Annotated in this window: 23 protein-coding genes and 1 tRNA gene; 14 read left to right on the top strand and 10 right to left on the bottom strand. The window is 68.6% G+C overall.

Features of this window, described 5'->3' with window-relative positions:
- Positions 1-6 precede the first annotated feature (6 nt).
- On the bottom strand, positions 7-459 hold the full coding sequence (locus tag EO081_RS01365) for a cupin domain-containing protein (RefSeq protein ID WP_129340161.1): 453 nt from the start codon (positions 457-459) through the stop codon (positions 7-9).
- Between the two features lie 124 nt (positions 460-583).
- Here EO081_RS01365 and EO081_RS01360 point away from each other — a divergent pair, with 124 nt between their 5' ends.
- From EO081_RS01360 to EO081_RS01345, 4 genes are all read left to right on the top strand, one after another.
- Positions 584-895 (top strand): glycine zipper 2TM domain-containing protein, encoded by a 312-nt coding sequence (locus EO081_RS01360; protein ID WP_125959920.1) that lies wholly within the window; start codon positions 584-586, stop codon positions 893-895.
- Between the two features lie 94 nt (positions 896-989).
- Positions 990-1,415 (top strand): OsmC family protein, encoded by a 426-nt coding sequence (locus EO081_RS01355; RefSeq protein WP_129340160.1) that lies wholly within the window; start codon positions 990-992, stop codon positions 1,413-1,415.
- Between the two features lie 101 nt (positions 1,416-1,516).
- Positions 1,517-2,665, top strand: coding sequence for a hypothetical protein (locus EO081_RS01350; protein ID WP_129340159.1), 1,149 nt, complete (start codon positions 1,517-1,519; stop codon positions 2,663-2,665).
- 52 nt (positions 2,666-2,717) lie between these two features.
- Positions 2,718-3,899 carry a glycosyltransferase gene (locus tag EO081_RS01345; protein WP_129340158.1) on the top strand — a complete coding sequence of 394 codons (1,182 nt, stop codon included), beginning with the start codon at positions 2,718-2,720 and terminating at the stop codon, positions 3,897-3,899.
- Here EO081_RS01345 and EO081_RS01340 read toward each other — a convergent pair.
- The 4 genes from EO081_RS01340 to yajC are packed head-to-tail and all read right to left on the bottom strand — an operon-like array spanning position 3,884 to position 7,158.
- Positions 3,884-4,258 (bottom strand): Mth938-like domain-containing protein, encoded by a 375-nt coding sequence (locus tag EO081_RS01340; RefSeq protein WP_129340157.1) that lies wholly within the window; start codon positions 4,256-4,258, stop codon positions 3,884-3,886. The two genes, EO081_RS01345 and EO081_RS01340, sit on opposite strands and share 16 nt — an antisense overlap.
- Positions 4,258-5,214, bottom strand: a complete 957-nt coding sequence (gene secF, locus EO081_RS01335; RefSeq protein ID WP_129340156.1) for a protein translocase subunit SecF — start codon at positions 5,212-5,214, stop codon at positions 4,258-4,260. The genes EO081_RS01340 and secF overlap by 1 nt, the downstream gene beginning before the upstream one ends.
- A gap of 10 nt (positions 5,215-5,224) precedes the next feature.
- Positions 5,225-6,817 (bottom strand): protein translocase subunit SecD, encoded by a 1,593-nt coding sequence (gene secD, locus EO081_RS01330; protein ID WP_129340155.1) that lies wholly within the window; start codon positions 6,815-6,817, stop codon positions 5,225-5,227.
- Positions 6,817-7,158, bottom strand: a complete 342-nt coding sequence (gene yajC / locus EO081_RS01325) for a preprotein translocase subunit YajC (protein WP_129340154.1) — start codon at positions 7,156-7,158, stop codon at positions 6,817-6,819. Before yajC ends, secD begins: the two co-directional genes overlap by 1 nt.
- Before the next feature lie 143 nt (positions 7,159-7,301).
- On the opposite strand from yajC, the gene EO081_RS01320 reads away from it, so the two are divergent.
- Both EO081_RS01320 and EO081_RS01315 read left to right on the top strand, forming a co-directional pair.
- Positions 7,302-7,378, top strand: a tRNA-Pro gene (locus tag EO081_RS01320).
- A 382-nt stretch (positions 7,379-7,760) separates the two neighbouring features.
- Complete coding sequence (locus tag EO081_RS01315) at positions 7,761-8,633, top strand: CE1 family esterase (protein WP_129340153.1); 873 nt, start codon at positions 7,761-7,763, stop codon at positions 8,631-8,633.
- A gap of 52 nt (positions 8,634-8,685) precedes the next feature.
- Here EO081_RS01315 and EO081_RS01310 read toward each other — a convergent pair whose 3' ends face one another.
- A complete protein-coding gene (locus EO081_RS01310) occupies positions 8,686-11,748 on the bottom strand; it encodes a TonB-dependent receptor (protein ID WP_206364335.1) in 3,063 nt (1,020 codons plus the stop codon).
- Between the two features lie 219 nt (positions 11,749-11,967).
- On the bottom strand, positions 11,968-12,750 hold the full coding sequence (locus EO081_RS01305) for a FadR/GntR family transcriptional regulator (protein WP_240697503.1): 783 nt from the start codon (positions 12,748-12,750) through the stop codon (positions 11,968-11,970).
- A 170-nt stretch (positions 12,751-12,920) separates the two neighbouring features.
- On the opposite strand from EO081_RS01305, the gene EO081_RS01300 reads away from it, so the two are divergent.
- The 8 genes from EO081_RS01300 (at position 12,921) to EO081_RS01265 (ending at position 22,057) form a co-directional block, all read left to right on the top strand.
- Entirely contained in the window at positions 12,921-14,345 is a 1,425-nt protein-coding gene (locus EO081_RS01300; protein WP_240697502.1) for a 3-keto-disaccharide hydrolase, read from the top strand.
- A 16-nt stretch (positions 14,346-14,361) separates the two neighbouring features.
- On the top strand, positions 14,362-15,672 hold the full coding sequence (locus EO081_RS01295) for a Gfo/Idh/MocA family protein (protein WP_129340151.1): 1,311 nt from the start codon (positions 14,362-14,364) through the stop codon (positions 15,670-15,672).
- A 5-nt stretch (positions 15,673-15,677) separates the two neighbouring features.
- Positions 15,678-16,523: an FAD:protein FMN transferase gene (locus EO081_RS01290; RefSeq protein ID WP_129340150.1), complete on the top strand. Its 846-nt coding sequence runs from the start codon at positions 15,678-15,680 to the stop codon at positions 16,521-16,523.
- Positions 16,520-17,800 (top strand): Gfo/Idh/MocA family protein, encoded by a 1,281-nt coding sequence (locus EO081_RS01285; RefSeq protein WP_129340149.1) that lies wholly within the window; start codon positions 16,520-16,522, stop codon positions 17,798-17,800. Before EO081_RS01290 ends, EO081_RS01285 begins: the two co-directional genes overlap by 4 nt.
- A gap of 39 nt (positions 17,801-17,839) precedes the next feature.
- Positions 17,840-18,997, top strand: a complete 1,158-nt coding sequence (locus EO081_RS01280; protein ID WP_129340148.1) for a Gfo/Idh/MocA family protein — start codon at positions 17,840-17,842, stop codon at positions 18,995-18,997.
- A gap of 84 nt (positions 18,998-19,081) precedes the next feature.
- Positions 19,082-20,362, top strand: a complete 1,281-nt coding sequence (locus tag EO081_RS01275; RefSeq protein ID WP_165284427.1) for an MFS transporter — start codon at positions 19,082-19,084, stop codon at positions 20,360-20,362.
- A complete protein-coding gene (locus EO081_RS01270) occupies positions 20,284-21,573 on the top strand; it encodes an MFS transporter (RefSeq protein WP_240697501.1) in 1,290 nt (429 codons plus the stop codon). The genes EO081_RS01275 and EO081_RS01270 overlap by 79 nt, the downstream gene beginning before the upstream one ends.
- Positions 21,574-21,610: 37 nt before the next feature.
- On the top strand, positions 21,611-22,057 hold the full coding sequence (locus EO081_RS01265; protein WP_129340146.1) for a VOC family protein: 447 nt from the start codon (positions 21,611-21,613) through the stop codon (positions 22,055-22,057).
- Between the two features lie 94 nt (positions 22,058-22,151).
- On the opposite strand, the gene EO081_RS01260 is transcribed toward EO081_RS01265, so the two are convergent.
- The 3 genes from EO081_RS01260 to EO081_RS01250 are packed head-to-tail and all read right to left on the bottom strand — an operon-like array spanning position 22,152 to position 26,649.
- The gene (locus EO081_RS01260) at positions 22,152-22,481 is read right to left on the bottom strand and encodes a DUF4915 domain-containing protein (protein ID WP_240697500.1); all 330 of its coding nucleotides are present in this window, start codon (positions 22,479-22,481) and stop codon (positions 22,152-22,154) included.
- A 20-nt stretch (positions 22,482-22,501) separates the two neighbouring features.
- Positions 22,502-23,815, bottom strand: coding sequence for a M20/M25/M40 family metallo-hydrolase (locus EO081_RS01255; RefSeq protein ID WP_129341382.1), 1,314 nt, complete (start codon positions 23,813-23,815; stop codon positions 22,502-22,504).
- 5 nt (positions 23,816-23,820) lie between these two features.
- Positions 23,821-26,649 (bottom strand): TonB-dependent receptor, encoded by a 2,829-nt coding sequence (locus tag EO081_RS01250; protein ID WP_240697499.1) that lies wholly within the window; start codon positions 26,647-26,649, stop codon positions 23,821-23,823.
- Positions 26,650-26,734: the final 85 nt, after the last annotated feature.

Below are 26,734 nucleotides of genomic sequence, written 5' to 3'. Positions count from 1 at the left end.
CCGGGTTCACGCGCGCCCCGGCATCCACCCCGGCGGCGCCAGTTCGAAGCCCTCGAAGCGGAACGCCGGCGCCACGACGCAGCTCACCAGCGTCCAGCCCGCCTCGGCTTCCGCTGCCTGCCACCAGCCCGCCGGAATCCGCAGCTGCGGCTGATCGCCCGCCAGCACGTTCCCGCCCAGCGTCCGCCGCTCGGCCGTTGCCCCGTCGTGCGCCGCATGCAGCAGCGCTAACGGTGCCCCCGCATGCCACAGCCACAGCTCGTCCGCATCGACGCGGTGCCAGTGCGATCGCTCGCCCTTCGCCAGCAGGAACAGGATCGCCGTCGCCGCCCCGCGCGTGCCCTCCGGCTCCGGCGCCCGCCAGGTCTCGCGGTACCAGCCGCCCTCCGGGTGCGGGGCGAGCTCCAGCGCTGCGACCAGGGACGCCGCTTCGGGGTCGAGTGGACGGGGATCATGCATGGACGACGGCTCCTTCGTGCGAAACCTGAACCGAAACCTGAACGTTAGACATCGTTTCGTTCATGAAACTGCCACGTGGAACCTGCGTTTATAGGGTCAGCAATTCGCTAATGGGGAATATCTGATGCGTAACATGGTTCTCGCGCTCACCGCGCTGTCGCTGGCTCTTCCGGTTGCCGCGGTGGTTCCGACCGATCAGGCTTCGGCGCAGTCGCACAAGCGCTACAAGTATCGCGAGTGGAAGGGCCGTGACGGCCGCCGCTATTGCCGCAAGCCCGATGGCACCACCGGCCTGGTGGTCGGCGGCGTCGCCGGCGCGCTGGTCGGCCGCACCATCGACACCCGCGGTGACCGCACCGTGGGCACCCTGCTCGGCGCGGCAGCCGGCGCGGTCGCCGGTCGCGAGATCGAGCGCAGCGGCAGCAAGTGCCGCTAAGCCTCGGCTGACAGACCATGGAGATCGGGCGGCGGAACGACAGGTTCCGCCGCCCGTTTTCGTTCGCCTACCCTCAATTCACCAGGAGCAGCAGATGATCCGCAGCGGTTCGGCACGCTACGAAGGCCTCGGCAAGGACGGCAAGGGCGTCGTCTCCACCCAGTCGGGCGTTCTTTCCGACCAGCCCTATGGCTTCGGCACCCGCTTCGGCGACGAGCCCGGCACCAATCCAGAAGAGCTGATCGCCGCCGCCCACGCCAGCTGCTTCACCATGGCGCTGAGCTTCGCGCTCGCAAAGGCGGGCTTCAGCGACGGCACGCTGGACACCAGCGCCAAGGTGACGCTCGACAAGGACGGGGACGGATTCGCCGTCACCCGCTCCGACCTCACGCTCAAGGCGCGCGTCCCCGGCATTGCCCAGGACCAGTTCGAACAAATCGCGCAGGAAGCCAAGGCCGGCTGCCCGATCTCGAAGCTGCTCAAGGCAGAGATCACGCTGGAGCACAGGCTGGAGGCATGAGCCGCGGCGCCGCCCCCCTCCCCGCCCCGGCGGCGGGGGTGCGGCTGCCGATGCCTCTTTCTGACGCTTGACAACCCACAGCCGCGGGGTGAGCTTCGATCATGCTCAGTCCGGTGCTGCTCCTGCTGGCGCAAGCCGCCGCCCTGCCCCCTCCGGCAGGCGACATCATCGTCGTCGGCCGCCGCGCCGAACAGGAACTGGCGCGTTGCCTGGCCCGCAACTGCCCGCCCGCCGAGGAAGTTGACGCATCGCTGGAGGCCTCGGTGGAGCAGTTCGCCGACGGCCGCTACACCGATGCCCGCCGTACCCTGCAAAACGCCATCCGGCGCAACCGCAGCCATGCCGCCCAGCTGCCGGGTCCGGTATCCAGCCTCTACGCAACCCTGGCGACGGTCGCGGAGCATGAGGGCGATGCCAGGCTTTGGCGGACCGCCGCGCGAGAAAACGTGCTCGTGCTGCGCCGCCATCTGGGCGAGACCAACCTCGCCACGTTACGCGAGGAGCTGAGCTTTGCCGACTCGCTGGTCGGGCTTGGTGCCCCGGGAGCGGCCGGCACAGCTTATCGCACGATTCAGGAGCGGGCGGTCGAAAGCGGTCATCCCGGCGTCGCCGCCGGCGCCGCGTTCCGGCGCGCGTGGCTCGCGCTGCTGCGCGACCGCTTCAAGGAAGCAGAGCGTTTCGCCGACGAGGCGGTCAGCCTGGCCGGTACGGACAATCGCTTGATGGCGGACCTGCGCGAGATCCTGCGGACCCGGATCGCCATCCGCCGGGGGGACGAGGGCGCGGTGGAGGCACTGGCGGCGCGGCTGCGCCAGTCCGCCGACGCACAGCCGCGGCTGCTGTTCGCGCCCCCGGTCGAGAACATCAATTCATCGACCATGGTCGAGCTCGACCCCCGGCATGATTCGCGCATCCGGTTCGCCGATGTGGGATACTGGATCCGGGCTGACGGCCGGACGGCAGAGGTCGAAGTGCTGCGTACCTCCGGTCTCGATCAATGGAGGCCCGGCATTCTCCGGCAGGTGAAAGAGCGGCGTTACGTCCCGCTCGATGTCGAGCCCGGCCACCCCGGCATCTACCGGATCGACCGCTTCACCGTCCGCGGAACGATAGGCGTACCGACCGGGACCCGCCTTCGACAGCGCATGGGGAACCTGACCGTCCATGTCGTCGACCTGACCGAGACCGATGCGATGCGCGAGGCGCGTCGCCGCCAGTCCGAAGGGAGCGCACTCGAAAAGGGCAGCTGAGGCCGCGGGCCGCCCTAGTGACGGGCGCGACCGGAGCCGCTAGCCACCGGCAATGCTGCGCGTGCTGACCCTGTCGACGCTGTTCCCGGACGCGAGCCGCCCCAACTTCGGCGTGTTCGTCGAGAAGCAGACGCTGGGCCTCGCCGCGCATCCCGACGTGGAGCTGCGCGTGGTGGCGCCGGTCGGCCTCCCGCCCTTCCCCCTCTCCCGCCTCGCCCGCTACGCACCGCTCGCGGCACCCCCGGCGACGGAGCAGTGGAAGGGGCTGGAAATCCACCGCCCCCGCTTTCCCAACCTGCCCGGCACCGCCGGTCGCTGGCATGCCGCCCTGCTCGCCCGCACCCTCACGCCCCTGCTCACCCGCATCCGCCGCGACTTCCCCTTCGACGTGATCGACGCGGAATTCTTCTTCCCCGATGGCCCCGCCGCGGTCGCGCTCGGCCGCCGCTTCGGCGTGCCCGCCTCGATCAAGGCGCGCGGTGCCGACATCCACCATTGGGGCACCGCCCCGGCCACGGCCGCCCAGGTCCAGGCCGCCGGCCGCCGCGCCGACGGGCTGCTCGCGGTGTCGCAGGCAATGGCGGACGACATGGTCGCGCTGGGAATGCCGCGCCCGACGGTCCATTCGACCGGCATCGACCGAAGCCGCTTCGGCACCCTTACCCGCGCCGCCGCAAAGGCGCAGCTCGGCGTCACCGGCCGGCTGGTGGTGTCGCTCGGCGCGCTGATCCCGCGCAAGGGCCACGCAATCGTTGCAGAGGCCGTCTCCAGCCTGCCCGGCGTCACGCTGTGGATCGTCGGCGAAGGCCCGGAGCGCCCGCGGCTGGAGGCACTGATCGCCGGCAGCGGTGCCGGCGACCGCATCCGCCTGCTCGGTGCCGTTCCGCATGACAAGATGGCGACGGTCCTCGCCGCCGCCGACGTGATGGCGCTCGCCTCCAGCTCGGAAGGGCTCGCCAATGCCTGGGTGGAGGCGCTCGCCAGCGGCACGCCGATCGTGATCCCCGATGCCGGCGGTGCGCGCGAAGTCGTGACGAGTCCCGCGGCCGGCCGCATCGTCGCCCGCACCCCCGCCGCCTTCGCCGAAGCCATCGCGGCGCTGCTCGCGAACCCGCCTGCGGCCGACGCTGTGCAGGCGACAGTCGCCCGCTTCAGCTGGGAATCAAACCGCGACGCGCTCTACGCGCACCTTCAGGCATTGGTGGCGAAAAAGCGCGCTCAGTCGAGCGGGTAAAGCGCCGCCGCGATCCAGCGCAGTTCGGCGCGCAGCACGCCCCAGGCCCGCGCCGCAGCCCGGCTGTCCATCGGCTCGACGCCGATGCCCTTGGCTTCCAGGGCGGCCACCAGCGCCGGAGACGGGCGCAGCATCCGGCTGCCGGTGCCCAGGATCAGGAACTCCGGCGCAGGCTCCAGCGCCAGCACCGGTGCCAGCGCCTCCAGCGTCAATTCCGCCAGCGCAGGCGGCGTCCAGCCGTCGGCCCGCTCCGGCGTGATCAGCAGGCCTTCGTAGACGCCGTCGTCCACGCGAAAGCCGCGGCCGACGATCCCGGAGATCGTCGGCCCCTCGGCCCGGCCTGCCTTGTCGATGCGCATCAGGGGTTCGCGCGCTCGGCGGTGGTCGGCTCGGACGAACCGACCTTCGTGCCCGCCTTGAGGTTGAGCGTGATCAGCAGCGACGACGACACATAGATCGACGAATAGGTGCCGACGATCACGCCCAGGATCATCGCCGAGGTGAAGCCGCGCAGCACATGCCCGCCGAAGATCAGCAGCGAGCCGAGCGCCAGCAGGATGGTCAGCGAGGTCATCACCGTGCGCGGCAGCGTCTCGTTGACCGAAAGATCAATCAGCTGCGGCATGTCCATCTTGCGGAACTTGCGCATGTTCTCGCGGATACGATCGTCGATCACCATCTTGTCGTTGATCGAATAGCCGATGATGGTCAGCACCGCGGCCACGATGTTGAGGTCGAACGGCATCTGCGTCAGCGCAAAGAAGCCCAGCGTCATCAGCACGTCGTGCAGGATCGCGACAGCGGTCGACACGCCGAACTGCCATTCGTAGCGGAACCAGCTGAACACCGCGATGCCGGCCACCGCCAGCAGCACGGCGAGCACGCCGTTGCGGATCAGCTCGTCCGAGACCTTGCCCGAAACCGTGGTGTAGTTGGAAAAGGTCGCGCCGGGGAACTTGGCCGCCAGCCCGGCCTTCACCTTCTCCACCACCGCATCGGCTGCACCCGGGGGCGCATCGTCCGCCAGCGGCAGGCGGATCGAGATGCTGTTCGCATCGCTGCCCAGCTGCTGGAGCGCCGCCTCGCCGACGCCCAGCTCGTCCACCGCGCTGCGCACCTGGTCGAGCGGCGGCACGGTGACGAACTTCTCCTCGATCGCGACGCCGCCGACGAAGTCGACGCCGAAGTTCAGGCCGCGCGCGAACACCAGCCCGACCGCCGCGATCGTCAGCAGCGCCGTGATCGCGAACGCGATGTGGCGGATGCGGACGAACTGGATGTTCGTGTTGTCGGGGACGATTTTCAAAAGGCGCATGGGTGGCGTCCTAGATGTGGATCTCGGTCGGCCGGTTCTTGCGAACCCAACCCGACACGAGCATGCGCGTGAAGGTGACGGCGGTGAACACCGAGGTCGCGATGCCGAGCAGCAGCACCACCGCAAAACCGCGGATCGGGCCCGAGCCCAGCAGCAGCATGATGAGGCCCGCGATCGCGTGCGTCACGTTCGCCTCGAAGATCGTGCGGCTCGCTTCCTTGTAGCCGAGCTCCAGCGACTGGATCACGCTGCGCCCGCGCCGCCGCTCTTCGCGAATGCGCTCGTTGATCAGCACGTTGGCGTCCACCGCCGTGCCGATCGTCAGCACGAAGCCGGCGATGCCCGGCAGCGTCAGCGTCGCGTTGAGCATCCCCATCACGGCCAGGATCACCAGCACGTTGATGACGACCGCGGTGGTCGCATAGATGCCGAACCGGCCATAGGTCAGGATCATGAACGCGATCACGGCCACGGCCGCGATCACGGACGCCAGGATGCCGGCGCGGATCGAGTCGTCGCCCAGTTCCGGGCTGACCGTGCTTTCCTGCACCACCGTCAGGTCGACCGGCAGCTTGCCCGAGCGCAGCGCGATCGCGAGCTGGTTCGCGCCGTCGACGGTGAAGCCACCGGCAATGGAGGCGCGGCCGCCCAGGATCGGCTCGTTGATGTTGGGGGCCGAAATCACCTGGTTGTCGACGATGATCGCGAACGGCTTGTTGACGTTCTCCCGCGTGACGGTCGCGAAGCGACGGCCGCCGACGCTGTCGAAGGTGATGTCGACGTTGGGCTGGCCGTTCTGGTCATAGGACTGGCGCGCGTCGGCGAGCTGGTCGCCCGAGATGATCGTGTTGCGCTTGACCGCGATCGGCTGGCCCGTGCCCTGGTAGCGCAGGATCTGGCTGCCCACTGGCGCGTCGCCGCGCAGCACCGCCGCCGGATCGGCGGTCGTGTCGACCAGCTTGAACTCCAGGCGCGCGGTCTTGCCCAGCAGGTCCTTCAGCGCCTTGGGATCGTCCAGGCCCGGCACCTGCACGACGATGCGGTTCGAACCCTGGCGGATGATCGTGGGCTCGCGCGTGCCGAGCTCGTCGATGCGGCGGCGGACCACGTCGGTCGCGTCGTCCATCGCCCGGTCGACCGCCTGGGTGAGCCCCGCGTCGGTCTGGGTCAGCACGAAGCGCGTCTGGTCGACCACCTCGATGTCCCACTCGCGCTGGCCCGTCAGGCCCGCGCCGCCGCCGGTGATCGACAGCAGCTTCTCGCGGGCCGCGTCCACCTGCGCCACGTTGCGCACCATGAACGACAGCCGCCCGCCGCGCGTGGAGATGTCGCCGATCTGGACGCGCGGAGCGCGCCGCATCTCGGTCGCAACCTGTTCCCGCATCTGCTCCAACCGCGTGGTCGCGACGTCGGAGGTCTTGGCCTCCAGCAGGATGTAGCTGCCGCCGGCCAGGTCGAGACCCAGGTTGATCGTCGGCGTCGGCACCCAGCCCGGCAGCTGGGCGCGGGTGCGCTCCGGCAGCAGGCTCGGCACCGCGAGCAGCACCATGACGAGGATCCCGAGCCAGATGGCCCGGACCTTCCAGCGCGGGAAGTCGAGCATCAGTCGTTCGCGGGCTTGGCGCCGGCGGGCGGAGTCACCTCGGCGATGGTCGCCTTGACGACGCGCACGCGGGTGTTGGGCGCGATCTCGACCTCGACCACCGCGTCCTCGACGCGCGTCACGCGGCCGAGCAGGCCCCCGGCCGTCACGACCTGGTCGCCCTTCTTCACGTTCGCGATCGCGGTCTGCAGCGTCTTCATGCGCTTCTGCTGCGGACGAATCATGAGGAAGTAGAAGACGACGAAGATCAGGATCAGCGGTGCGATCGATACGAACGACGCAAGTGCACCGCCCTGGGCGGCCGATCCGGCGGACTGGGCAAAGGCTTTGGGAACGAGCATGGGTGCTTGGAAACCTGATGAAAAAGGGCCGCGGACGCCGGGCCGTTCAAGGGGCGCGCGCTAACATGGGTGCGGCTCGCTGGCAACGGGCGTCCTTAAGGCTTGCAAGCGGCGCGCGACGCGCATAGAGGGCAGCGCTCGGTCGGGGCGTAGCGCAGCCTGGTAGCGCATCACACTGGGGGTGTGGGGGTCGCAGGTTCGAATCCTGTCGCCCCGACCAACGAGAACAGCGACTTGGCAGGCAGCCGCCCAGCCCCTTCGCCGCCCGGTCTACAGCCGAGGCGCATGCCCGGCCGGCAACCCACATGCTCTCTGCGCGTCTGCGCGGTTCTTCCAGACTCGATCGCGGCAACGTGCGCCACATCATTGCGGCCGACGTGCAGGACGGCCCGCACACGACGATCTGAACCGTTCGCAACCCCATAGGCTGCGCCACCGCGCCCAGGCGCTGGATCGGCAGATGGCTCGGCAGATAGCGGCGTCGATCACCCAGAAGCGGGGCCGAGGGAGCGCCCCCTGCCGCCGGCAGGCTCTGGACAGGCATCCATCGGTGTTGCAACCGCTTCCGGGCGCAGTTGGCTGTAGCTCCTGGATCGTAAACCATGCCGCTTCTTCGTCTTCTGATTGCCCTGAGCCTCTGCTTCGCAGCGCATGTCGCGCGCGCCGAATGCTCCCTCGGCGACGTCGGCGCCCTGCCGGAACGCAATCTGGTCCACCTTCCCGCGACGCGGGCGGCGGCCGAGCCCATGCCGCTCGTGATCCTGCTCCACGGCAGCACCGGCACGGGGGCGGACATGCTGCGCGACAGCCACCTCGCCGGCACGGCGGATCGGCACGGCTTCGTCGTCGTGGCGCCGGACGGCGGCATCGCGGCGGGACGCGGCTTTGTCTGGAATATCCCCGGTGTGCCGACCGTCACCGGCGTCCTGCCGCCGGAGGGCGCACGCGACGACGTGGCCTATCTGTCGGACCTGGTGGACCGGCTTGTCGCAACCGGCTGCGTCGATGCCGGGCGCGTGTACGTGACCGGCCTGTCGGGCGGCGGCCGGATGGCCTCTTGGCTCGGCTGCGTCGCCGCGCCCCGCTTCGCGGCGATGGCGCCGGTGGTCGGGCTGCGGGCCGGACGCCCGCTCGCGTCCGATCCCGCACAGGCCGATGCCGAGACGTGTCGCGCGAGCGTGCCGCTGCCCCTCCTGGCCTTTGCCGGCGACGCCGACACCACCAACCCGATCGCGGGCGGCGGCGCGCCCTATTGGCAGTATCCGCAATCCGCGGCCCTGCAGCGCTGGGCAGCGTTGAACGGCTGCTCCGAACCCTATGCCCGCAATCTCAGCGCCACGGTGTATGAGCAAGGCTATGCGCGCTGCGAGAACGGCGCGACGGTCGCGGCGCGCGTGACCCGCGGTGGCCAGCACAGCTGGTCGGTCGTCGACAACGAGGCGATGTGGGCGTTCCTGTCCCGCCATCGGCGCTAGGCCGGACGCCGGCAGCGGCGCGGGCGTCCGCGCCGCTGCCGGCATGCGTGGATCAGAACTGGAAGTTCACCGCCAGCGCGTAGGTCCGGCTGAAATAGGCCGTGTACAGCGGATCCTTGCGCGTCGTGTCGACGGTGAGCCGGTTGGTTTCATTGGTGATGTTGGACACTTCCGCGATCAGCTTGATGCTCTCGCTGATGTTGTAGGAGGCGGAGGCGTCCACGAAGATCGAGCTGGCGTTGGACGTCGAGTCCGCGTCGACCGACCCGCTCGGCACCGCGGTGAGGAACGACGACCGATAGTTCACCGTCGAGCGGATGCTGAACTTCTTGTCCTCATAGTACAGGGTCCCGCTGGCGGTTTCCGGCGAGAGGCCGACGAGCGGCGCCGTGCGCGAGAGCGTGGGCGAGATGATATAGTCGATGTTCGAGCGGACGCGGGTGAAGTTGGCGAGCGCGCCGAAGTTGCTCAGGGCGCCGGGCAGGAAGCGGAACGGCAGCTGCACGTTCAGCTCGACGCCCCGCAGCGGCCCGCCCGGCGTGTTGTTGCTGCGCTGGACGGTGAAGAGGTCGGTCGGGCGCAGCTGCGTGCCGGTGAGGAGGGACAGCGGCAGGCCGATGTCCTGGAAGGCGACCTGCTGGCTGGTCGTCTGGATGTAGGTCTCGATGTTCTTGTAGAAATAGGCGACGGAGATCAGCGATCCCGGCGCGAAATACCATTCAAGCGACGCGTCGAAGGTGTTGGCGCGGATCGGGTCCAGGAACGGGTTGCTGAACGATGCGGTCTGGATGACCAGGTTTGCAGAACCCGCGGGGATCAGCTGGCCATAGGAAGGCCGCGACATGACCCGCGCCGCCGAGAAGCGCGCGATCAGTTCCGGCGTGATGTCGACCGCCAGGTTCAGCGACGGCAGCCAGTCCTCGTAGCTGCGGCCGACGTTGGTGATCTCGAAGCGGGAGGAATAGAGCGAACCGGCCGGGTTCGCAGTCGTGATCGGGCCATAGGTGTCGAGATCGGTGTGGACATAGCGCACGCCGGCGTCACCGCGGATCCCGAACGGCAGGATGTCCTCGGTGTTGAACTTGAACATCAGGTAACCCGATTTGTACTTCTCGCTCACACCGCCATAGGTGCCGCGGGCGCATTCCAGGTTGCAGTACGCATATGCGTCGAGCCCGACGGCGCTCCGGAACTTGTCCGGATCCACCGCGACGAAGTCCTGCAGCTGGCCGTCCAGGTTCTTGCCCACGCCCTTCGTCACGAAGGTGAAGTCGGACACGGACACGCCGGCCGGCAGAGCGAGCGGTGTCGTGGTGCCGAGCTGCCGCTCGCGTGCCGTGTAGCGGTTGGTGCGATACTGGCCGCCGACCTGCACGATGAAGTTCGGCGCCGCCTCCCACTCGCTGTTCAGCTCGAAGGTCTTGCTGACGATGCGGTTGCGGCGGATGAAGTTCGACAATTGCCCGCGCTGGTCGCCGCTCGCCAGCGGCGGTCCGTACTGGAACAGCGTCGGGTCGGTGGTGTCGATGCCATAGCCGATCTTCGGGATGTCGGGATTGTCGCGGAAGTCGATCGAGAAGTCGCGGGTGTCGTTGGAATCGATCGCGACCTGAAGGCGGTCGACGTCGAGCAGCGACTCGTTGATGCCGGCCAGACCATAGACGCGGAACGTGTCCGAGAACCGGTGGTCGATGTTGAGGTTCGCCTGCCGGAAGGTGGAGGTGAAGTGTTCGTCCTGCATCTCCGACCGCAGATCGACCCCGTCGAAAAGCCCGTGGATCAGCGAGCCGTTGTCATCGACCTCGATCTCGCGAACCGACGTGAGCGGCTGGCCGTTGTTGGAGATGGCCCGGCCGAACGAACGGGCATCGAAGTAGGTGTCGAGGCGGTCCACCTTGAAGCGAGAGTAGAGGCCGTCGATCGAGATGTCGGTCGCGTCGGTCGGCTTCCACTGCAGCGTGAGCGTCCCGGCGAGGCGGGCCTGCTCCTGGCTGCTCTTCACCGGCCGCGGCAGGCGCGGCAGATAGACGCCGCCGCCGGGACGACCGTTCACTCCGGTGCGGCTCATGATGTAGTCATAGGCCTCGATCGTGCCGGTGCGCGGGTTGCCGGTGCTGCAATTGGCGGCATCGGCACCGATCGGGACCCCGCTGGGCTGGGTATAGCCCGGCACCGGACTGGTCGCCGGCGACCCGTTGAACGTATATCCGACCGGGGTGCAGAAGGGGAAGATCACGCCCGCGTTCGGCGTGCCGGCGGGCTGCGCCTGTCCGTACACCGTGGTCGGCACCACATCGACCGCCGAATAGGCATATTCCTCGATGTGGCGCTTGGAATAGGCGATGCTGCCGAGGATGCCGAAGGTGTCGCCGAACTTCTTCGAGACAAGCGCCGACAGGCGCGGATCGACCTTCTTGCGGATGTCGTTGTAGATGCCGCGCGCGGTGCCCGTCAGCACCAGATCGTCCCCCTTCTGGTCGAAGGGCTTGGGCGCACGCAGGTCCACGGTGGCGCCCAGCGAGCCTTCCTCGACATCGGCCGACAGGGTCTTGCGGACCGACAGGGACGAAAAGATTTCGGTCGGAAAGGTCACGAAGTCGAAGGAGCGGCCGGAAGCCACGCCTCCGCGGATGTCGCTGCCGCTGACCTGCGACACGCCTTCCATGCCGTTGATGCGGACCCGGGTGAACTGCGCGCCGAGGCCGCGAACCGAGATGTTCCGGCCCTCCCCGCCATCGCCTCGCGACAGTGCGACGCCCGGGATGCGCTGCATCGACTCGGCGAGGTTGGAATCGGGGAACTTCCCGATGTCCTCGGCGACAATGCTGTCGATCGCCGCGGTCTCGTTGCGCTTGGCGTTGAGCGCGCTGTTGAGCGACGCCCGGAAACCGGTGACGACGATCTCCGCCTGCGGGGAGTCCGGAGCCCGTTCCTGGGGAACTTGCGCCGGGGCACCCGTCTCGTCGACCTGCCCCGCGTCCGGTGCGCCCGGAACGCTCGTCACCTCGGCGGCGGGGCCGACTTGTGCCCGTGCATGCCCGCCCGCCGCCAGAAGCGGGATGAGGAGACTGGTCGAGACGAGCAAACGATATCTGTTGCCACGGTTCAGCCTCACGCCGCCTCTCCCTTTTGCCTGCCCCTTGTCCTCGCCGGACGTCGTGGGCGGTGATGTGCCGCTGAACGGCATCTATCTTGCTGTCGGGTAACACTGCGAAAGGTGTATGACAATAGTCGTCAAGTGGTCCGGCATCACGGCAACAACAGTATTGCCACTTCACGAGGCCGCGTCAGACAGATGTTAGCGGAACCATAGAAGTAATTCCCGGCGACGGGGTCAGACCGCGCGACGGGCGAAGGCCCGGCGGCGCTGTGCCGTTTCCGCCCGCGCCCGCTCCACCGCCTCGGCCTCGTTGACGTGGAGCAGGTGGTCGATCACGCGGGACAGGTGATCGCGCATCGCGAGTCGCGCCTCTACGGGATCACGCGCTTCCAGCGCGCGCAAGATCCGCCCGTGCTCCTCAAGCCGCTCCCGCGTGCCCAGGCTGCCCGCCTTGCGCAGCACCTCTCGGGCCAGCGGCGATCGGAAGCGCAGGTCCCAGAAGTCGGTCACGGCCGAAATGATGACCGCGTTTCCCGTCGACTCGGCGATCGCGATATGGAAGCGGCGGTCGGCGTCCTCCGCCGCAGCGATGTCCTCCTGGCTCATTTCTTCAACGAGCACGCGCAGTTGCGCCAGCTGGGCGTCGTTGATCTCGGTCGCCGCGACCGCCGCGACCTCCCCCTCCACGAGGCGACGCGCTTCGATGATCTCGAACGCGCCGATGTCATATTCCTCCCCTGCCGGATCGGTCGTGGAGGCCATGACGAACACGCCCGAGCCCTTCCGCGACTCGACCAGCCCCTGCATCTCCAGCGCGATCATCGCCTCGCGGACCGTAGGGCGACTGACGCCGAAGCGTTCGGTCAGATCCCGCTCGGCGGGAAGGCGCGAGCCGATGGGAAACACACCGGCCGTGATGTCTGCGATGATGGCCTGCACGACCTTGCGATACAGCTTGCCGCCGCCGTTGCCTGACATGTTGATTGCCAATCCTCCAACGTGGCGCACCAGCGCCACGGTCAATTCAACGCGAACTCCGCAAGAAACTCCGTCACGTCAACCCGATCCTTCGATTCTGCAAGGCAAGTGTTGAGAAATGTCTGACATCCCTATTGCGCGTGGCCCGACAGCCTTTTACGCATCGGAACAAGGCACGCGGCAACAATCGACGTGCTCGGGAGAAGATGATGGCGGGACGAAGCGGGAACCCGGTTGCACGCCTTGGCGAAGCCGGCGGCACGGTGACCAAGGCCATGTTGGCGGCCACCCTCTGGACGGGGGCCGTCCTGGTCGGTTCCGCACCGCCCCTGGCCCCGCTTCGGGCCCAGACCGCCGCCCCCTGGCAGGACATCACGCCTCGCGAGGGACTTCAGGGCTGGCACAGCACCGGCGGCAGCGCGACCTATACGATCGCCAACGGCGAGCTGGTCGGCCGCGCCGCGCCCGGCAAGACCAACAGCTGGCTCGTCTCCGATGCCGCCTATGGCGACTATATCATGGAGTTCGATGCCAAGACCGATCCGGTGCTCAACTCGGGCGTGATGGTGCGCGGCCAGAGCCGGCCCGAGTACCGCAACGGCGTGGTGCACGGCTACCAGGTGGAAATCGATCCGTCGGCACGGGCGTGGAGCGGCGGCTTGTACGACGAGCAGCGCCGTCTCTGGCTCTACTCGCTCGGCCGCAACGAACCCGCGCGCGCCGCCTTCCGGTCGGGCGACTGGAACCACTACCGGATCGAGGCGATCGGCACCCGGCTGCGCACCTGGATCAACGGCGTTCCCGCCGTCGACATCGTCGATGATGCCGACGCGCGGGGATTCATCGCCTTCCAGGTCCACGCGATCCCGGAGGAACAGGCGCGCAAGGGGCCCGAAGCGCGGTTCCGGAACGTCCGCGTGATCACGCAGGCACCGGCACGCTACGCCCTGCCGGAAACCGGGCTGGAGCAGCAGGGCTGGATCGCCAACCAGCTGAGCCCGGGCGAACGGAAGGCCGGCTGGACGTTGCTCTGGGACGGTCGCAGCACCAAGGGGTGGCGCAGCGTCACGGGCGGCGGCTTCCCGGCCCGGGGCTGGACGATCGCCGACGGCGCCCTGTCGGTCACCGGCGGTGGCGGCGACATCGCGACCGCCGCCCCGTTCCGCGACTTCGAGCTGTCGGTCGACTATCGCCTGACGCCGGGCGCGAACAGCGGCATCAAGTACCGCGTGGCACCCGGCACCGAGTCGCTCGGGCTGGAATATCAGCTACTCGACGATGCCCGGCACCCCGATGCCAAGATGGGCCGCGACGGCAATCGCACGCTTGCGGCCCTCTACGACCTGATCGCGCCGAAGAATCTCTCGGATCCGCCGAACCCGGGCAAGCGGATCAACCCGCCGGGCGAGTGGAACCGCGCCGTCATCGTGGTGCGCGGCAACCATGTCGAACACTGGTTGAACGGCTTCAAGATGGTCGAGTTCGAGCGCGGATCGCCGGCGTTCCAGCAGGCGGTCGCGCTGAGCAAGTTCGCCGGCCGGCAGGGCTTCGGCACCTGGCCGCAGAGCCCGATCGTCTTGCAAGACCATGGTGACCGGGTGGACTTCCGCTCGATCAAGATCCGTCCATTCTAGGTCGAGGGGGGAAGCGATGCTGGATCGTCGTACGATGATAAAGGGCGCTGGCGCCACGGTGGGCGTGGCGATGTCGGCGCGCAGCTATGCGCGGATCAAGGGTGCGAATGATCGCATCCATGTCGCCGTCGTCGGCGTGAACGGCCGCGGGCAGGCGCATGTGAGCGCCTTCACCAAAGTCCCCAACGTCACCGTCACCCATATCGCGGACTGCGACAGCGCCGTCCTCGCCAGGCGCGCTGGCGAATTCGGGGGACGCGGCGTTCCGGTCAAGACGGAGCGGGATTACCGCCGCCTGCTCGACCGCAGGGTCGTGGATGTCGTCACCGTCGCGACGCCCGACTTCTCGCATGTGAAGGTCGCCACCGACGCCATGGACGCCGGCCATCACGTTTATTGCGAGAAGCCGGTCGGCATCGCCCCCGCAGAGGGAGAGGCGATGATCGCGATGCAGAAGCGCACCGGTCGCACGCTGCAGATCGGCAACCAGCAGCGGTCGAGCCCGGAAACCCGCCAGCTGCTCGAGATCGTGAGGGCCGGCGACCTGGGCCATGTGTACGAGGCGCAGACCTGGTACGCCAACGCGCGCAAGCCGATCGGGCACGGCAGGCAGGTCGCGCCGCCGGCGTCCCTCGACTGGGACCTCTGGCAGGGTCCGCGGCCCCGCGCGCCCTACCGGTCGAACCTGGTGCCCTACAACTGGCACTGGGTATGGCAGTACGGCACCGGCGAGATCTGCAACAACGGCATGCACGAGATCGATGTCGCCCGCTGGCTGATGGGGCTCGCCTATCCGACCAAGGTGGTGGCGCGCGGGTCGCGCCAGTTCTTCAACAATGACGACTGGGAAATGTACGACACCATGTCGCTCGACCTCGCCTATGCGGGCGACCGGGTCATCCGCTGGGACGGGCAGAGCGGCAATGCGATGCCGCGTTACGGCCGCGGGCGCGGCGTCCTGCTGCTGGGCACCAAGGGATCGGCGGTCGTCGATCGCAACGGCTTCGAACTTTACGACCTCGACGGCAAGCAGACGCGGGCCGTGACGGCGGAAGCGACGTCGGAGACGACGGGCACCGTCGGCGAGGGCGTGCTCGACGTCTACCATGCCGGCAACTTCGTCGACGTGATCCGCGGCAAGGCGAAGGCGCTCAACTCGCCGATCGAGGAAGCGCACATCAGCACCAACATCTGCCACCTGGGCAACATGGCCGATCGCACGGGCCAGGCGCTCACCGTGGACCCCGCGACCGGCCGCCCCTCCAGCGCCGAGGCGATGAAGCTCTGGGCTGTGGAATATCAGCCCGGCTGGGAGCTGAAGGCCTGAGCTCGATGGCGGACGACCCCGGCACCGAGCGCTTCGCCGCCATGGGCACGCGGGTCGAGCTCCACCGCTTCGACGGCAGGGCCGATGATGCGCTGCAGGCCGCCCGCCGCGCGATCGAGGCGGTGGACGACGCACTGACGATCCACCGGCCTTCGCCGGCCACCGCGATGAACGAAGCGCTGCTGGCCGGTCGGGCTGCAGTCCTCGACGACGATCTGCTGTTCGACGCGGTGCTCGCCGCCGCACAGGGAAATGCCGACACCTACGGCCTGTTCGACATCGCCGCGGACACGCGGACCGGGGCCAGCTGGGCGATGGTCACCCTGGATGCGCATACTCGCCGGATCGCTGCCGAGCGGCCCGTGGCGCTCGACTTCGGCGGGCTCGGCAAGGGGTTCGCGCTGGACCGCGCCATCGCCGTTCTGCGCGAGGCCGGTGTCGCCTCCGCGCTGCTCACGCTGGGCGAGAGTTCCGTCGCCGTGCTGGGCGAGCATCCGCTCGGCGGCGGCTGGCCCTTCGCCATCCCGCATCCGGACGATCCGGAGCAGGAATTGCTGACGCTGGAGCTTGTCGACCAGGCGCTCTCCGTATCCGCCACGGTCGGTGCCGGCACCCGCGCACCCGAGCGCGCCGCGACCACCCGCCCCCACACTGGGACGGCGGTTACCGCCCCGCTCTGTGCCGTGGCAGTGGAGCCGAGCGGCACGCTGGCGGAGGTCATGAGCACCGCATTGATCGCCGCCGACGACTCGGCAGCTGCACGGCTTCTGCGCGGACGGCCGACGTCCCGCTTCCGCTTCGACCTCGGCCCCACCCACCGGCCAAACCCCGCAAGGATTCTCGCTGCATGACCGACCAGAGTTTTGATCTTTCGCGTCGGTCGTTCCTGGACCGGGTGCTGGCGGCGACGGCGGGGGCAGGAGTGGCGGGCGCCGCGCCCTGGGCCGTGGCCGCCGCGAACGCGGCCCCCACCGGCAGGGCACCCACGACAGCGGGCGACCGCGTCCGCATCGGCGTCATCGGCACCGGCGATCGCGGCCGCGCGCTGATGCGCAACATCGCCAAGACGCGCAATTGCACCGTGGCCGCCGTCTGTGACGTCTATGCTCCCAATCTGGCCAAGGGTCGCGAGATCGCCGGTGCGAGCGTGCCCGCCTTCACCGATCATCGCGCGATGCTGGACGCCGGCGGGCTGGACGCGGTGGTGATCGCGACCCCGCTCGATCTCCACGCGCGTCACACGATCGACAGCTTCGACGCCGGCCTGCACGTCTGGTGCGAAAAGGCGATGGCCCGCACCATCGCCGATTGCGGGGCGATGGTCACCAAGTCGAAGTCGGCGGGCAAGGTGCTGCAGATCGGGCACCAACGCATGTTCCACCCCACCTACCTCAACGCATTGAAGCGCGTGAAGGCCGGCGAGATCGGCACGATCACCCAGATCCGCGCCAGCTGGCATCGCAACAACAGCTGGCGCCGCAAGGTCCCGGAGGGCGCCGACGACCGCCACATCAACTGGCGCCTCTACCGCGACAGCTCGGCCGGGCTGATGACGGAGCTGGCGACCCATCAGCTTCAGGTGGGGAACTGGTTCCTGGACGCGGTGCCCACCCGCGTGATCGGCTCCGGCAGCATCTGCTTCTGGAAGGACGGGCGCGAGGTCTACGACCATGTCGCGCTGATCTACGAATACAGCGGCGGCCGGAAATTCATCTACACCTCGCTGCTCAACAACGCGCGCTACGGCTGCGAGGAGCAGATCCAGGGCAGCAAGGGCTCGATCGAGCCCGAGCTGGGACGCATCTATGCGGAGGTACCGCCCAAGGTCCTCGCCCTGGAGCGCATGCGCCAGGACGTGGCCCGCGGGCAGAAGCGCGCGGTCCCGATCGGCGGCGCCACCTGGTTTCCGGAACTGCCCGTCACCACGCCCGGCGAGTCCCTGGGCTGGGGCGAGTATGACGAGACGATGCTCCAGTTCGAAGGGTTCGCGGAGGCCGTACGCGCCGGCAGGCCGCTCCCGGGGCTGCTCGCCCAGGCCTATCAGGCGAGCGTCGCGTCGCTGCTCGGCGAACAGGCGATGGACCGCGGCCAGGCGATGACCTGGCCCGCCGACCTCGTTACCGTCTGACCCTTCGCTACCCCCCTCCCTTCTGCCCGAGGACCTGCCGTGACCCACACCGACCGCCGCACCCTGCTCGGAATGGCCGCTGCCGCGGGCCTGTCCGGCCTTGCTGCCGAAGCGCTCGCCCAGTCCGCCGCCCGCGGCGACGCGCCGACGGAGGGCGCGCCCGCACGGCCTGCGCCGGAGGCCAAGTACCGCGTCCCCTTCGGGGTGATCGGGCTCGACCACGGCCACATCTATGCCATCACCGACGCGATGATCCGCGGCGGCGGCGTGCCCACCAGCTTCTATTCGGCGGTGCCGGAACAGGTCGCGACCTTCCAGAAACGCTACCCCGGGGTGAAGCTCGCCCGGTCCGAGGACGAGATCCTCGAGGATCGCCGCATCAAGCTGATCTGCAGCGCCGCGGTGCCGGGGCTGCGCGCGCCGCTGGGCATCAAGGCGATGCGCGCGGGCAAGGACTATCTCGGCGACAAGGCCGCGATCGTCACGCTGGAGCAGCTGGCGCAGGTGCGCGCCGCGATCAAGGAGACGGGCCGGAAGTTCGGGATCATGTATTCCGAGCGGCTGGAGGTGCCCGCAGCGGTGCAGGCGGGGCAACTGGTGCATGACGGTGCGATCGGCCGCGTCATCCAGACCGTGAACCTCGCCCCCCACCGGCTGGGGGCGCCGAACCGCCCGAAGTGGTTCTGGGACACGGAGCGGAACGGCGGCATCCTGACCGACATCGGCAGCCATCAGGCCGACCAGTTCGTCTACCTGACCGGATCGAAGCGCGCGGAGGTGATCGCATCCCAGATCGGCAACTTCGCCCATCCCGAATACCCGCAGTTCCAGGACTTCGGCGACATGGTGCTGCACGGGGACGGCGGCACCGGCTATGTCCGTGTCGACTGGTTCACTCCCGACGGCCTGCCGACCTGGGGCGACGGCCGTCTCTTCATCCTGGGGACCCAGGGCTATATCGAGCTGCGCAAATACGTCGACATCGAGGGGCGCCCGAGGGGGAACCACCTGTTCCTCGCCGACCAGAAGGGCACGCGCTACCTCGACTGTTCGAAGGTGCCGCTGCCCTTCGGCCCCCAGTTCATCACCGACATCGTCGAGCGTACCTCGGTCGCGCAGGACCAGGAAGGCGCGCTCCTGGCGGCCGAGCTGGTGCTGACCGCGCAGGCCAAGGCGCGGCGCGCGACCAGCGCATAAGCGGTTGGCCCTTCCACAGCATCGACGTTTTCCGGCTGCCGGCAGAAGCTTGCAGGGCCTTTAGATCACAGGGAAGGGCAAGAGATGGGGTCGCAGAACGGACCGGCGGCGATGATCCGCCCCAAGGGCAACGTGCGCTGGATCATCTGCGCGTTGTTGTTCTTCGCGACCACCATCAACTATATCGACCGGCAGATCATCGGCATCCTGAAGCCGACGCTGGAGCAGGAGCTCGGCTGGAGCGAGATCGACTACGGCAACATCGTCTTCTGGTTCCAGGCTGCCTATGGCCTGGGCCTGCTGGCCTGCGGGCCGCTGATCGACCGTCTCGGCACGCGTGCCGGCTACGCCGCCGCCATCGGGCTGTGGAGTTCGGCGGCGATGCTGCACGCCTTTGTGCGGACGCCGTTCGGCTTCTCCGGCGCCCGCTTTCTCCTGGGCCTCGGCGAGGCGGCCAACTTCCCCGCCGCGATCAAGACCGTCGCGGAATGGTTCCCGAGGCAGGAACGCGCACTGGCGGCAGGCATCCTCAACGCCGGCGCCAACGTAGGGGCGATCGCCACGCCGATCGTCGTCCCGCTGCTGACGATCTACTTCGGCTGGGAGGCGGCGTTCCTGGTGACCGGGATGCTCGGCTTCGTGTGGCTGCTGGCCTGGCTCGTCTTCTACCGCCCCCTCGCCAGTCACCCGCGCGTGAGCGAATCCGAACGGGCCTATATCGATGCCGATGCCGCCGCGGAGCCGGTGGTTCGGGTGCCCTGGCGTCGGCTGTTCGTCCAGCGGCCCACCTGGGCATTCGCCATCGCCAAGTTCCTGACCGACCCGGTCTGGTATCTGTTCCTGTTCTGGCTGCCCGATTTCCTGTCCAAGCAATATCAGCTCGATCTGAAGACGTTCGGCCCGCCCCTGATCGCGGTGTACCTGCTCGCGGACGCCGGCAGCATCGGCGGCGGGTGGCTCTCGTCTGCGCTGATGAAGCGCGGCTTCAGCGTCAATGCCGCGCGCAAGATCGCGCTTCTCGCATGCGCGCTGTGCGTCGTGCCGGTGCTGTCGGCCACCGGAACATCCAACCTGCTGGCCGCGGTTGCCGTGCTGGGGCTTGCCGCGGCCGCGCACCAGGGATGGTCGTCGAACCTGTACGCAGTCGTATCCGACACCGTGCCCCGAAGCTCGGTGGCGTCGGTCATGGGCATCGGGGGTGCCGCGGGCGCGATCGGGGGCATGATCATGGCACAATATGTCGGGCACGCACTCGAGTCGTTCGGCTCCTACTGGCCGGTCTTCTTGTGGGCCAGCAGCGCCTATCTGGTCGCGCTGGGCATCCTGCACCTGCTGCTGCCGCGGATCGGCGTCGCCGAAGCGTGAGCGGGGAGCGGCGGCCCGGCAATCACGGCGCCGAGCCGCATCGGGCGACGCCCCGCCCCCGGGGGCCCGGCGTCCTGGCGTGCGCGGGGTACACGGCGCTAGCGTATCTCGCCGTCGGTCTCCCGCTGGCGGTGTTGCCCGTCTGGACGGTGCGTGCCGGCTTCGGCCCGACGGTCGCCGGACTGGTCGTCTCCGCACAATATCTTGCGACCACCATCAGCCGGGGGCTGGTCGGCCCCATGATCGACCGCTCGGGGCCGCGCTGCGGCGTGCTGCTCGGCTTTCTGTGCTGTGCAGCCAGCGGCCTTGCGACGATCCTCGCCTTCCAGCTCTCCTCGTCCGGCATGGCGCTCGGCATCGTCGTGGTCGGACGAATGCTCCTCGGCGTCGGCGAAAGTCTTGTCAGCACCAGTGCGATGGTGTGGGGGATCCTGCGGGTCGGGGATGCCAGTGCCGCTCGCATGATCTCCTGGAACGGGATCGCGACCTATGGGGCGATCGCCGCGGGGGCGCCGATCGGGGTGCTGGTCCAGGGCATCGGCGGCTTCACCCTCCTCGCCGCGGTCATGCTGTTCACCGGTGTGGCCGGCTATGCGCTTGCCCGGCCACAGCCGGCGACGCGGGCGCCGGCTGCGCTTCGGTTGCCGATGCGCCGGGTGTTCACCCGCGTTCTTCCCCTCGGCGCGGCGCTGGCACTGGCGACGATGGGCTTTGGCGTGGTGACGACCTTCATCACCCTCTTCTTCGTAGCGTCCGGCTGGCAGGACGGCTGGATGGCCTTCACCGCGTTCGGCTGCGCCTTTGTCGCATCCCGCCTGCTCTTCGCCTCCGGCGTCACGAGCGGGACCGGACTCCGGATCGCCGCACGGTCGCTCGCCCTGGAGATCGGCGGCCTTCTGCTGATCTGCCTGTCCAACGACCCTGCATCCGCAGTCGCCGGCGCCGCCATCACCGGCTTCGGCTTTGCAATGATCTTTCCCGCGCTCGGCGTCCTCGTCATCGAAAGGGTGCCGCCGCAAAGCCGGGGCGCGGCGATCGGCGCCTTTGCGCTGTTCGTGGACCTTGCCCTGGGCCTCGCGGGGCCGCTGGCAGGCGCGCTGGCCGAGCGGTCGACCTTTGCAGCCCCGTTCGCCGCGGCGGCCGTTTGCGCGCTTCTCGCCCTTTGCCTCGTCCAGTGGCTTCGGCGCAGCTCCACGCGAGCCCGTGCATAGTGTTTCTTCGCGTGCCTCTTTTTCCGGAGAATAGCCCATGGTCCTCTTGCCCATCCTGCTCTTTCTCGGCGCGGCAGCGCAGGCGCCGGGCGGCACGGGCGCGCGGATGGAGCACGTCGCGATCCAGGCCGCGGACATCGATCGCAGCGCCGCCTTCTACCGCGATGCCTTCGGGCTGAAGCTCGTGCCCACCCCGCTCAAGAACCGGCGCTGGCTGGACCTCGGCAACGGCGTGCTGCTCCACATCCTCGACGGGCGGACCGGACGAAAGCCGTCCAATCGGATGGAGCACCTGGCCCTCCACGTCGAGCGTCTGGAGGTCCTTACGGCATGGCTCGATCGCCACGGCATGCCCTGGACCAATCTCGCCGGCGACCCGCACACCATGCAGACCCGGTTCGACGGCGTGCGCCAGATCTATGTGCAAGACCCGGACGGGTACTGGCTGGAGGTGAGCGACGACGGGGGCAAGGCGGCGCCGTAAGCACGCACGCCCCTCCCCCGCGTCCGCAGGAGCCGGACGCGGGACGCGGGACGCTCCCCCGGCCGCGCCCCGCCTCCCCGGCGGGTGGCGGGGCTCACGAAAGCGGTGCGATCTCCCGCTCGAACGAGATCGTGGAGCGCATCTCCGGCGCATCGGGTCCGATCGACATCGGGCAGACCACCCCTGGCATCACCGCCACATCGAACAGTTCGGTGATGAAGCCGTCGAGCTTGATCCACTCGACGATGTCCCCGGACGCCAGGTTGACGATCAGGACCCCGCACCATGGCTCGGCGTCGCGGTCCGCCAGCGCGGCATCGAGCGCAAGGCCCGCGAAGGCGGCGCGGACGGCGGGTCCTCGACCGGTTCTGCGGATCGCGTGGCCGCCCCCTGTGCGGCCTTGCCGCCGCATCCCCTCGGCCACGCGATCCGCCTCCACGGCGGCTAGCGTCCGGCCCCCTCCCGTTCGCTCGCCAGCCGGGAGATCAGGATCGCCGCGCGCTTGGCCTGGCGGCGGATGCTCGCCAGGTCGACCGTCTCGCCCGGCGCATGGTCGCCGCTGCTGTCGGTCCCCAGCCCCGCCAGGCTGTCGACGTCGTTCGCCACGAACGAGATGTCGCCCGCCCCGCGCTTGAGCGGATCGAGCGGCGGCATCTCGGGCAGCTTCAGGTCGCGGTTGACGGCATTGAGTGCCGCCAGCAGCGCCGTGTTGCCCGCCGTCGGGGCCATCGCCGGATAGCCCTCGCCGAACTCGATCTTCGCATCGGTGCCGGGCGCATGGGCGGCGACGATCGCCTCCATCTTGCCGCGCACCCGCGCGGTCTGCTCCTCGCTCAGCGTCCGGAAGTCGCCGGTCGCAACTGCGGTGCGCGCGATGATGTTGGTCTTGCCGGCGGCCGCCGCATTGCCGCTCTCGTCGATGCTCGCCGTCGCCCCGCCGGCGATCACGCCCGGGTTGAAGGTCAGGTTCGGCTCCGGCAGTTCCTCGCGGAACGCCGCCAGGATGCGCACCAGCTCGTGGATCGCCCCGTCGCCCAGATCGGGCGTGAAGATCAGCGACGAATGCCCGGTCCTGCCCGTGGCGGTAATCCGCCAGTCGGTGACCGAGCGCCGGGCGATCGAGCCCATGTCGCGCCCGCCCTCCGTCACCAGCCCCTCGAAGTCGAGCGCCACGTCGGCACGCCTGCCCGCCGCGATCAGGTCCGCGCGGGAAATGCGGTGCGGGCTGCCGGCATCCTCCTCGTCGCCGGTCAGGACGATCTCGATGTTGGCGTCCTTCAGCGTGCCCGCCGCCTGCATCGCCCGAAGCGCCGCCACGATCACGACCATGCCGCCCTTGTCGTCGCCCGCGCCCGGCCCTTCGGCCTTGTCGCCCTTGCGCACGAACTTCTGGAAGGGCGAGCTCGGCTCGAACACCGTGTCGAGGTGGCCGATCAGCAGGATGCGCTTGCCGCCCGGCCTGCCGGCATGCACCGCCACCAGGTGGCCGGCGCGCTGCACCGCGGCCATCGGCTTCCACTCGACGGTGAAGCCCAGCGGCTCCAGCTCGGCGCGCATCATCGCGCCGACCCTGGTCACGCCGTCCAGGTTCAGCGTGCCGCTGTTCTGGTCCACCAGCCGGCCGAGCAGGGCGACCGAGCGCTCATATTCGGCGTCGACCGTCTGCCCCATCACCGTCTCGGCACGCGACAGCCCCTGGGCAAGCGCCGGTGCCGACGCCGCCAGGAACAGCGCGCCCGCCAGCGCCGTCGCCCGCATCCGCATCACAGCTTCGCACCCCCCATCTTGTACGTCAGCTGCGCATAGAAGCTGCGGCCCACCGCATCGAACCACGAGATGTCGTAATAGGGGTAGGAACCATAGGTCCGGTCCTTGATCGGATCCTGGTCGAACAGGTTGTTGATCGTGCCCGACAGGCGCAGCCGGTCGGTGAAGCTGTACTGCGCCGACAGATTGAACAGGTAGCTCGCCTTGATGTAGCCATCCTGGTCGTAGTTGGGGAGCTTGCCCAGCCGCTGGCCGGTCAGCGTGGTCGAGAAGCGCTCGAGATCCCAGGTCAGGCTCGCCGTGCCCTTGTCGCGCGGGATGTCATAGTCGCTGTCATAGTCGAGCTTGCTGATCTTCGGATCGCCCGGATACTGGCGGATCGTGTGGTTCAGCACATAGGTGTAGTTCACCCGCAGCGCGAAATTGCCGGCCTGCGCGGTCGGCACGCGGATGTGCGCGGCCACGTCGATGCCGTCGGTGGTCTCCTCCGCGACGTTGATCGGGTTGATGGAGACGCCCTGCAGCTGCCCGTCGAGCGCGCCGCCCGAATAGCGCTGGACCCGCGCCAGCGCGTCCAGGCAGGTCGGCGAGCTGCCGTCCACCGGCGATCCGGCCGCGGTCTGGCCGATACGGCAATCCGCCTCGTCGCGCAGCAGGTTGTCGATGCTCATGTCGAGCACCTGGTTCTTCATCGCGACCCGGAAATAGTCGACCGACATGTCGAACCAGCGCCGCGGCTGCCACATCACGCCCGCGTTGAGCGACTTGGAGGTCTCCGGCTTCAGGTCGCGATTGCCCGAACGGCGGGAAACGATGCCCTCGTCGGCATAGTCGCAGTCGGAAATGTCCTCCGGCTGGTCCGGCTCGGTCCGGCACAGATAGTAATCGGTTGCCGACGGGTGGGTGTTGCCCGGCCCGCGGAACACATAGTTGAGGTCCGGCGCGCGGAAGCCGGTGCCATAGGCGCTGCGCAGCACCAGCGCGCTCGTCGGCCGCACCACCGCGCCCAGGTTGTAGGTGAACTTGCCGAAGCCGTTGCCCGCAAAGGAATAATGGTCGTAGCGGCCGGCCAGGTCGAGCTCCACGAACGACAGCACCGGCAGCCGCAGCTCGCCGCCCGTGCCCCAGTGGCTGCGCTTGCCCCGGCCGTCGGAATCGACCAGCCCGACATAATATTGGGTCAGCGCCAGCGGGTCCGGCCGCAGGTTGTAGCCCTGGCTGCCTGCCTCCGCGGTGAAGGCGAAGCCGGCGGCGCCGCCGGGCAGGCGGAACAGCTCGGTGGTGTTCACCGTCGCCGCCACGTTGGTCACCCAGGATTTGGGACGATAGATGGAATTGGCGGTGATCGAGCGATACTCGCCCGGCGTCAGCGGCGTGTAGAGCCGCGTCGGATCGGCATCGAACTCGGCATAGCCCGTCTCCGGGTCGACGCCCACCTGCGGGCCCAGGAAGAAGGCGTTGGCCTTGTCGATCACGACCTGCGGGAACGACACGCGCGACTGGTATTCGGCGTGGTTGACGCTGAACTCATAGCCCCATTTGTTGTCGCCGAACCGGCCCTTCAGGCCCGGCGTCACGTTGAAAGTCGTGGAGCGGTTGCGGGTCATGCCCGCGCTCAGCCCGCCCATCTCCTCGGGCGTGAACTGGCGCGTCCAGTTGTCCAGCTGCAGCCCGCTATAGGTCTGGTCGGGGCTCAGGTGGTTCGGGTTGAAGAAGGTGCCCTCCTCGTTCCCGTCGGGCGCCACGTAGAACCAGTCGAGCACGTCGCGGAACAGGCTGAGTTTGGAATAGCTCGCCTGAAAATCCAGGAACAGCTCGGCCTGGTCGTTGAGCGTATAGCCCATCGATCCATAGGCGCTGACGGAGCGCCGCTTGGACAGGATCGTGCCATAGCCGATCGACGTGTCGCTGCCGCAGAAATAGCCGTCGCCGTCGATCGTGTCCCGCCCCGGTCGCACGGCATGATAGGTGCTGCCGCCGTTCAGGCCGGACAGCCGGTCGCACGTCGCCTTCCCCGGATCGATGTAGTAGAGATATTCGTCGGCGCGCAGGAAGGTGCGCCGCGCGAGCGGCCCGGTGGGGTCGTCCTGCGTCGAATCCTGGATCTTGCGCTCGTACGCCCACAGCGGCTGCTGATCGAGCGCCTCGACTCCGAACACGCCGTGGAAGTCGCCGGTCTCCCAGCCGGTGGTCACGCTCAGCCGGTGCGAAGACCCGCCGCCCCGCTCCGTCGCGCCATAGCGATAATCGATCCGCGTGCCGTCGGGCTTGGACTTGAGCTGGAAGTTCACCACGCCCGAGATCGCGTCCGAACCATAGATGGCCGACGCGCTGCCGCTCAGGATCTCGACCCGCTCGATCAGCCCCACCGGGATGTTCGAGATGTCGGTGAAGTTGCTGTTGCCGTTGAACGGCAGCGGGAAGTCGGCGATGCGGCGGCCGTTCACCAGCACCAGCGTATGGTTCGGCCCGAGCCCGCGCAGGTCCACCTGCTGGGCGCCGGGCGTGAAGTCCGCGCCGGACGCGCTCTGCTGGCTCTGGGTCTCGCCGCCGTTCTGTGTGATCGCGCGCAGCACGTCCGGCACGCTCTGGTAACCGTTGCGCAGAATGTCCTCGGCGGTGATCGTCGTCACCGGCGCCGGCCCGTCTCCCGACACACGCGGGATACGCGATCCCAGCACGACCACTTCGCCCTCGGACGCCGTGTCGCCGGCCTCCGTGGGAAGGCTCTGATCGCTCGTCATCGTCTGCGCCGACGCCATCCCCGGCAGCGCCCAGGCGCTTGCCCCCGCAAGCGCGATCGCGATCACCTTACTCGTACGCATGATTTGACCCCCGGTATTCCCGAAGACATATTGGCAGGAGAACCAGCCAAAATGGAACAATAAAAATGCAATATGTTCGACAGGA

Origin of the sequence: Sphingomonas desiccabilis, from assembly GCF_004135605.1 — a bacterium.
Lineage (GTDB): Bacteria > Pseudomonadota > Alphaproteobacteria > Sphingomonadales > Sphingomonadaceae > Sphingomonas > Sphingomonas desiccabilis.
The sequence above is the reverse complement of the archived record's forward strand: the minus strand, read 5'-3'. Positions and strand labels throughout refer to the sequence as shown.

Excerpts from the sequence above, each read along its gene's own strand:
- EO081_RS01365 (WP_129340161.1), bottom strand. The coding sequence starts at position 459 with ATGCATGATCCCCGTCCACTCGACCCCGAAGCGGCGTCCCTGGTCGCA.
- EO081_RS01360 (WP_125959920.1), top strand. The coding sequence starts at position 584 with ATGCGTAACATGGTTCTCGCGCTCACCGCGCTGTCGCTGGCTCTTCCG.
- EO081_RS01355 (WP_129340160.1), top strand. The coding sequence starts at position 990 with ATGATCCGCAGCGGTTCGGCACGCTACGAAGGCCTCGGCAAGGACGGC.
- EO081_RS01350 (WP_129340159.1), top strand. The coding sequence starts at position 1,517 with ATGCTCAGTCCGGTGCTGCTCCTGCTGGCGCAAGCCGCCGCCCTGCCC.
- EO081_RS01345 (WP_129340158.1), top strand. The coding sequence starts at position 2,718 with ATGCTGCGCGTGCTGACCCTGTCGACGCTGTTCCCGGACGCGAGCCGC.
- EO081_RS01340 (WP_129340157.1), bottom strand. The coding sequence starts at position 4,258 with ATGCGCATCGACAAGGCAGGCCGGGCCGAGGGGCCGACGATCTCCGGG.
- secF (WP_129340156.1), bottom strand. The coding sequence starts at position 5,214 with ATGCGCCTTTTGAAAATCGTCCCCGACAACACGAACATCCAGTTCGTC.
- secD (WP_129340155.1), bottom strand. The coding sequence starts at position 6,817 with ATGCTCGACTTCCCGCGCTGGAAGGTCCGGGCCATCTGGCTCGGGATC.
- yajC (WP_129340154.1), bottom strand. The coding sequence starts at position 7,158 with ATGCTCGTTCCCAAAGCCTTTGCCCAGTCCGCCGGATCGGCCGCCCAG.
- EO081_RS01315 (WP_129340153.1), top strand. The coding sequence starts at position 7,761 with ATGCCGCTTCTTCGTCTTCTGATTGCCCTGAGCCTCTGCTTCGCAGCG.
- EO081_RS01300 (WP_240697502.1), top strand. The coding sequence starts at position 12,921 with ATGGCGGGACGAAGCGGGAACCCGGTTGCACGCCTTGGCGAAGCCGGC.
- EO081_RS01295 (WP_129340151.1), top strand. The coding sequence starts at position 14,362 with ATGCTGGATCGTCGTACGATGATAAAGGGCGCTGGCGCCACGGTGGGC.
- EO081_RS01290 (WP_129340150.1), top strand. The coding sequence starts at position 15,678 with ATGGCGGACGACCCCGGCACCGAGCGCTTCGCCGCCATGGGCACGCGG.
- EO081_RS01285 (WP_129340149.1), top strand. The coding sequence starts at position 16,520 with ATGACCGACCAGAGTTTTGATCTTTCGCGTCGGTCGTTCCTGGACCGG.
- EO081_RS01275 (WP_165284427.1), top strand. The coding sequence starts at position 19,082 with ATGGGGTCGCAGAACGGACCGGCGGCGATGATCCGCCCCAAGGGCAAC.
- EO081_RS01265 (WP_129340146.1), top strand. The coding sequence starts at position 21,611 with ATGGTCCTCTTGCCCATCCTGCTCTTTCTCGGCGCGGCAGCGCAGGCG.
- EO081_RS01255 (WP_129341382.1), bottom strand. The coding sequence starts at position 23,815 with ATGCGGGCGACGGCGCTGGCGGGCGCGCTGTTCCTGGCGGCGTCGGCA.
- EO081_RS01250 (WP_240697499.1), bottom strand. The coding sequence starts at position 26,649 with ATGCGTACGAGTAAGGTGATCGCGATCGCGCTTGCGGGGGCAAGCGCC.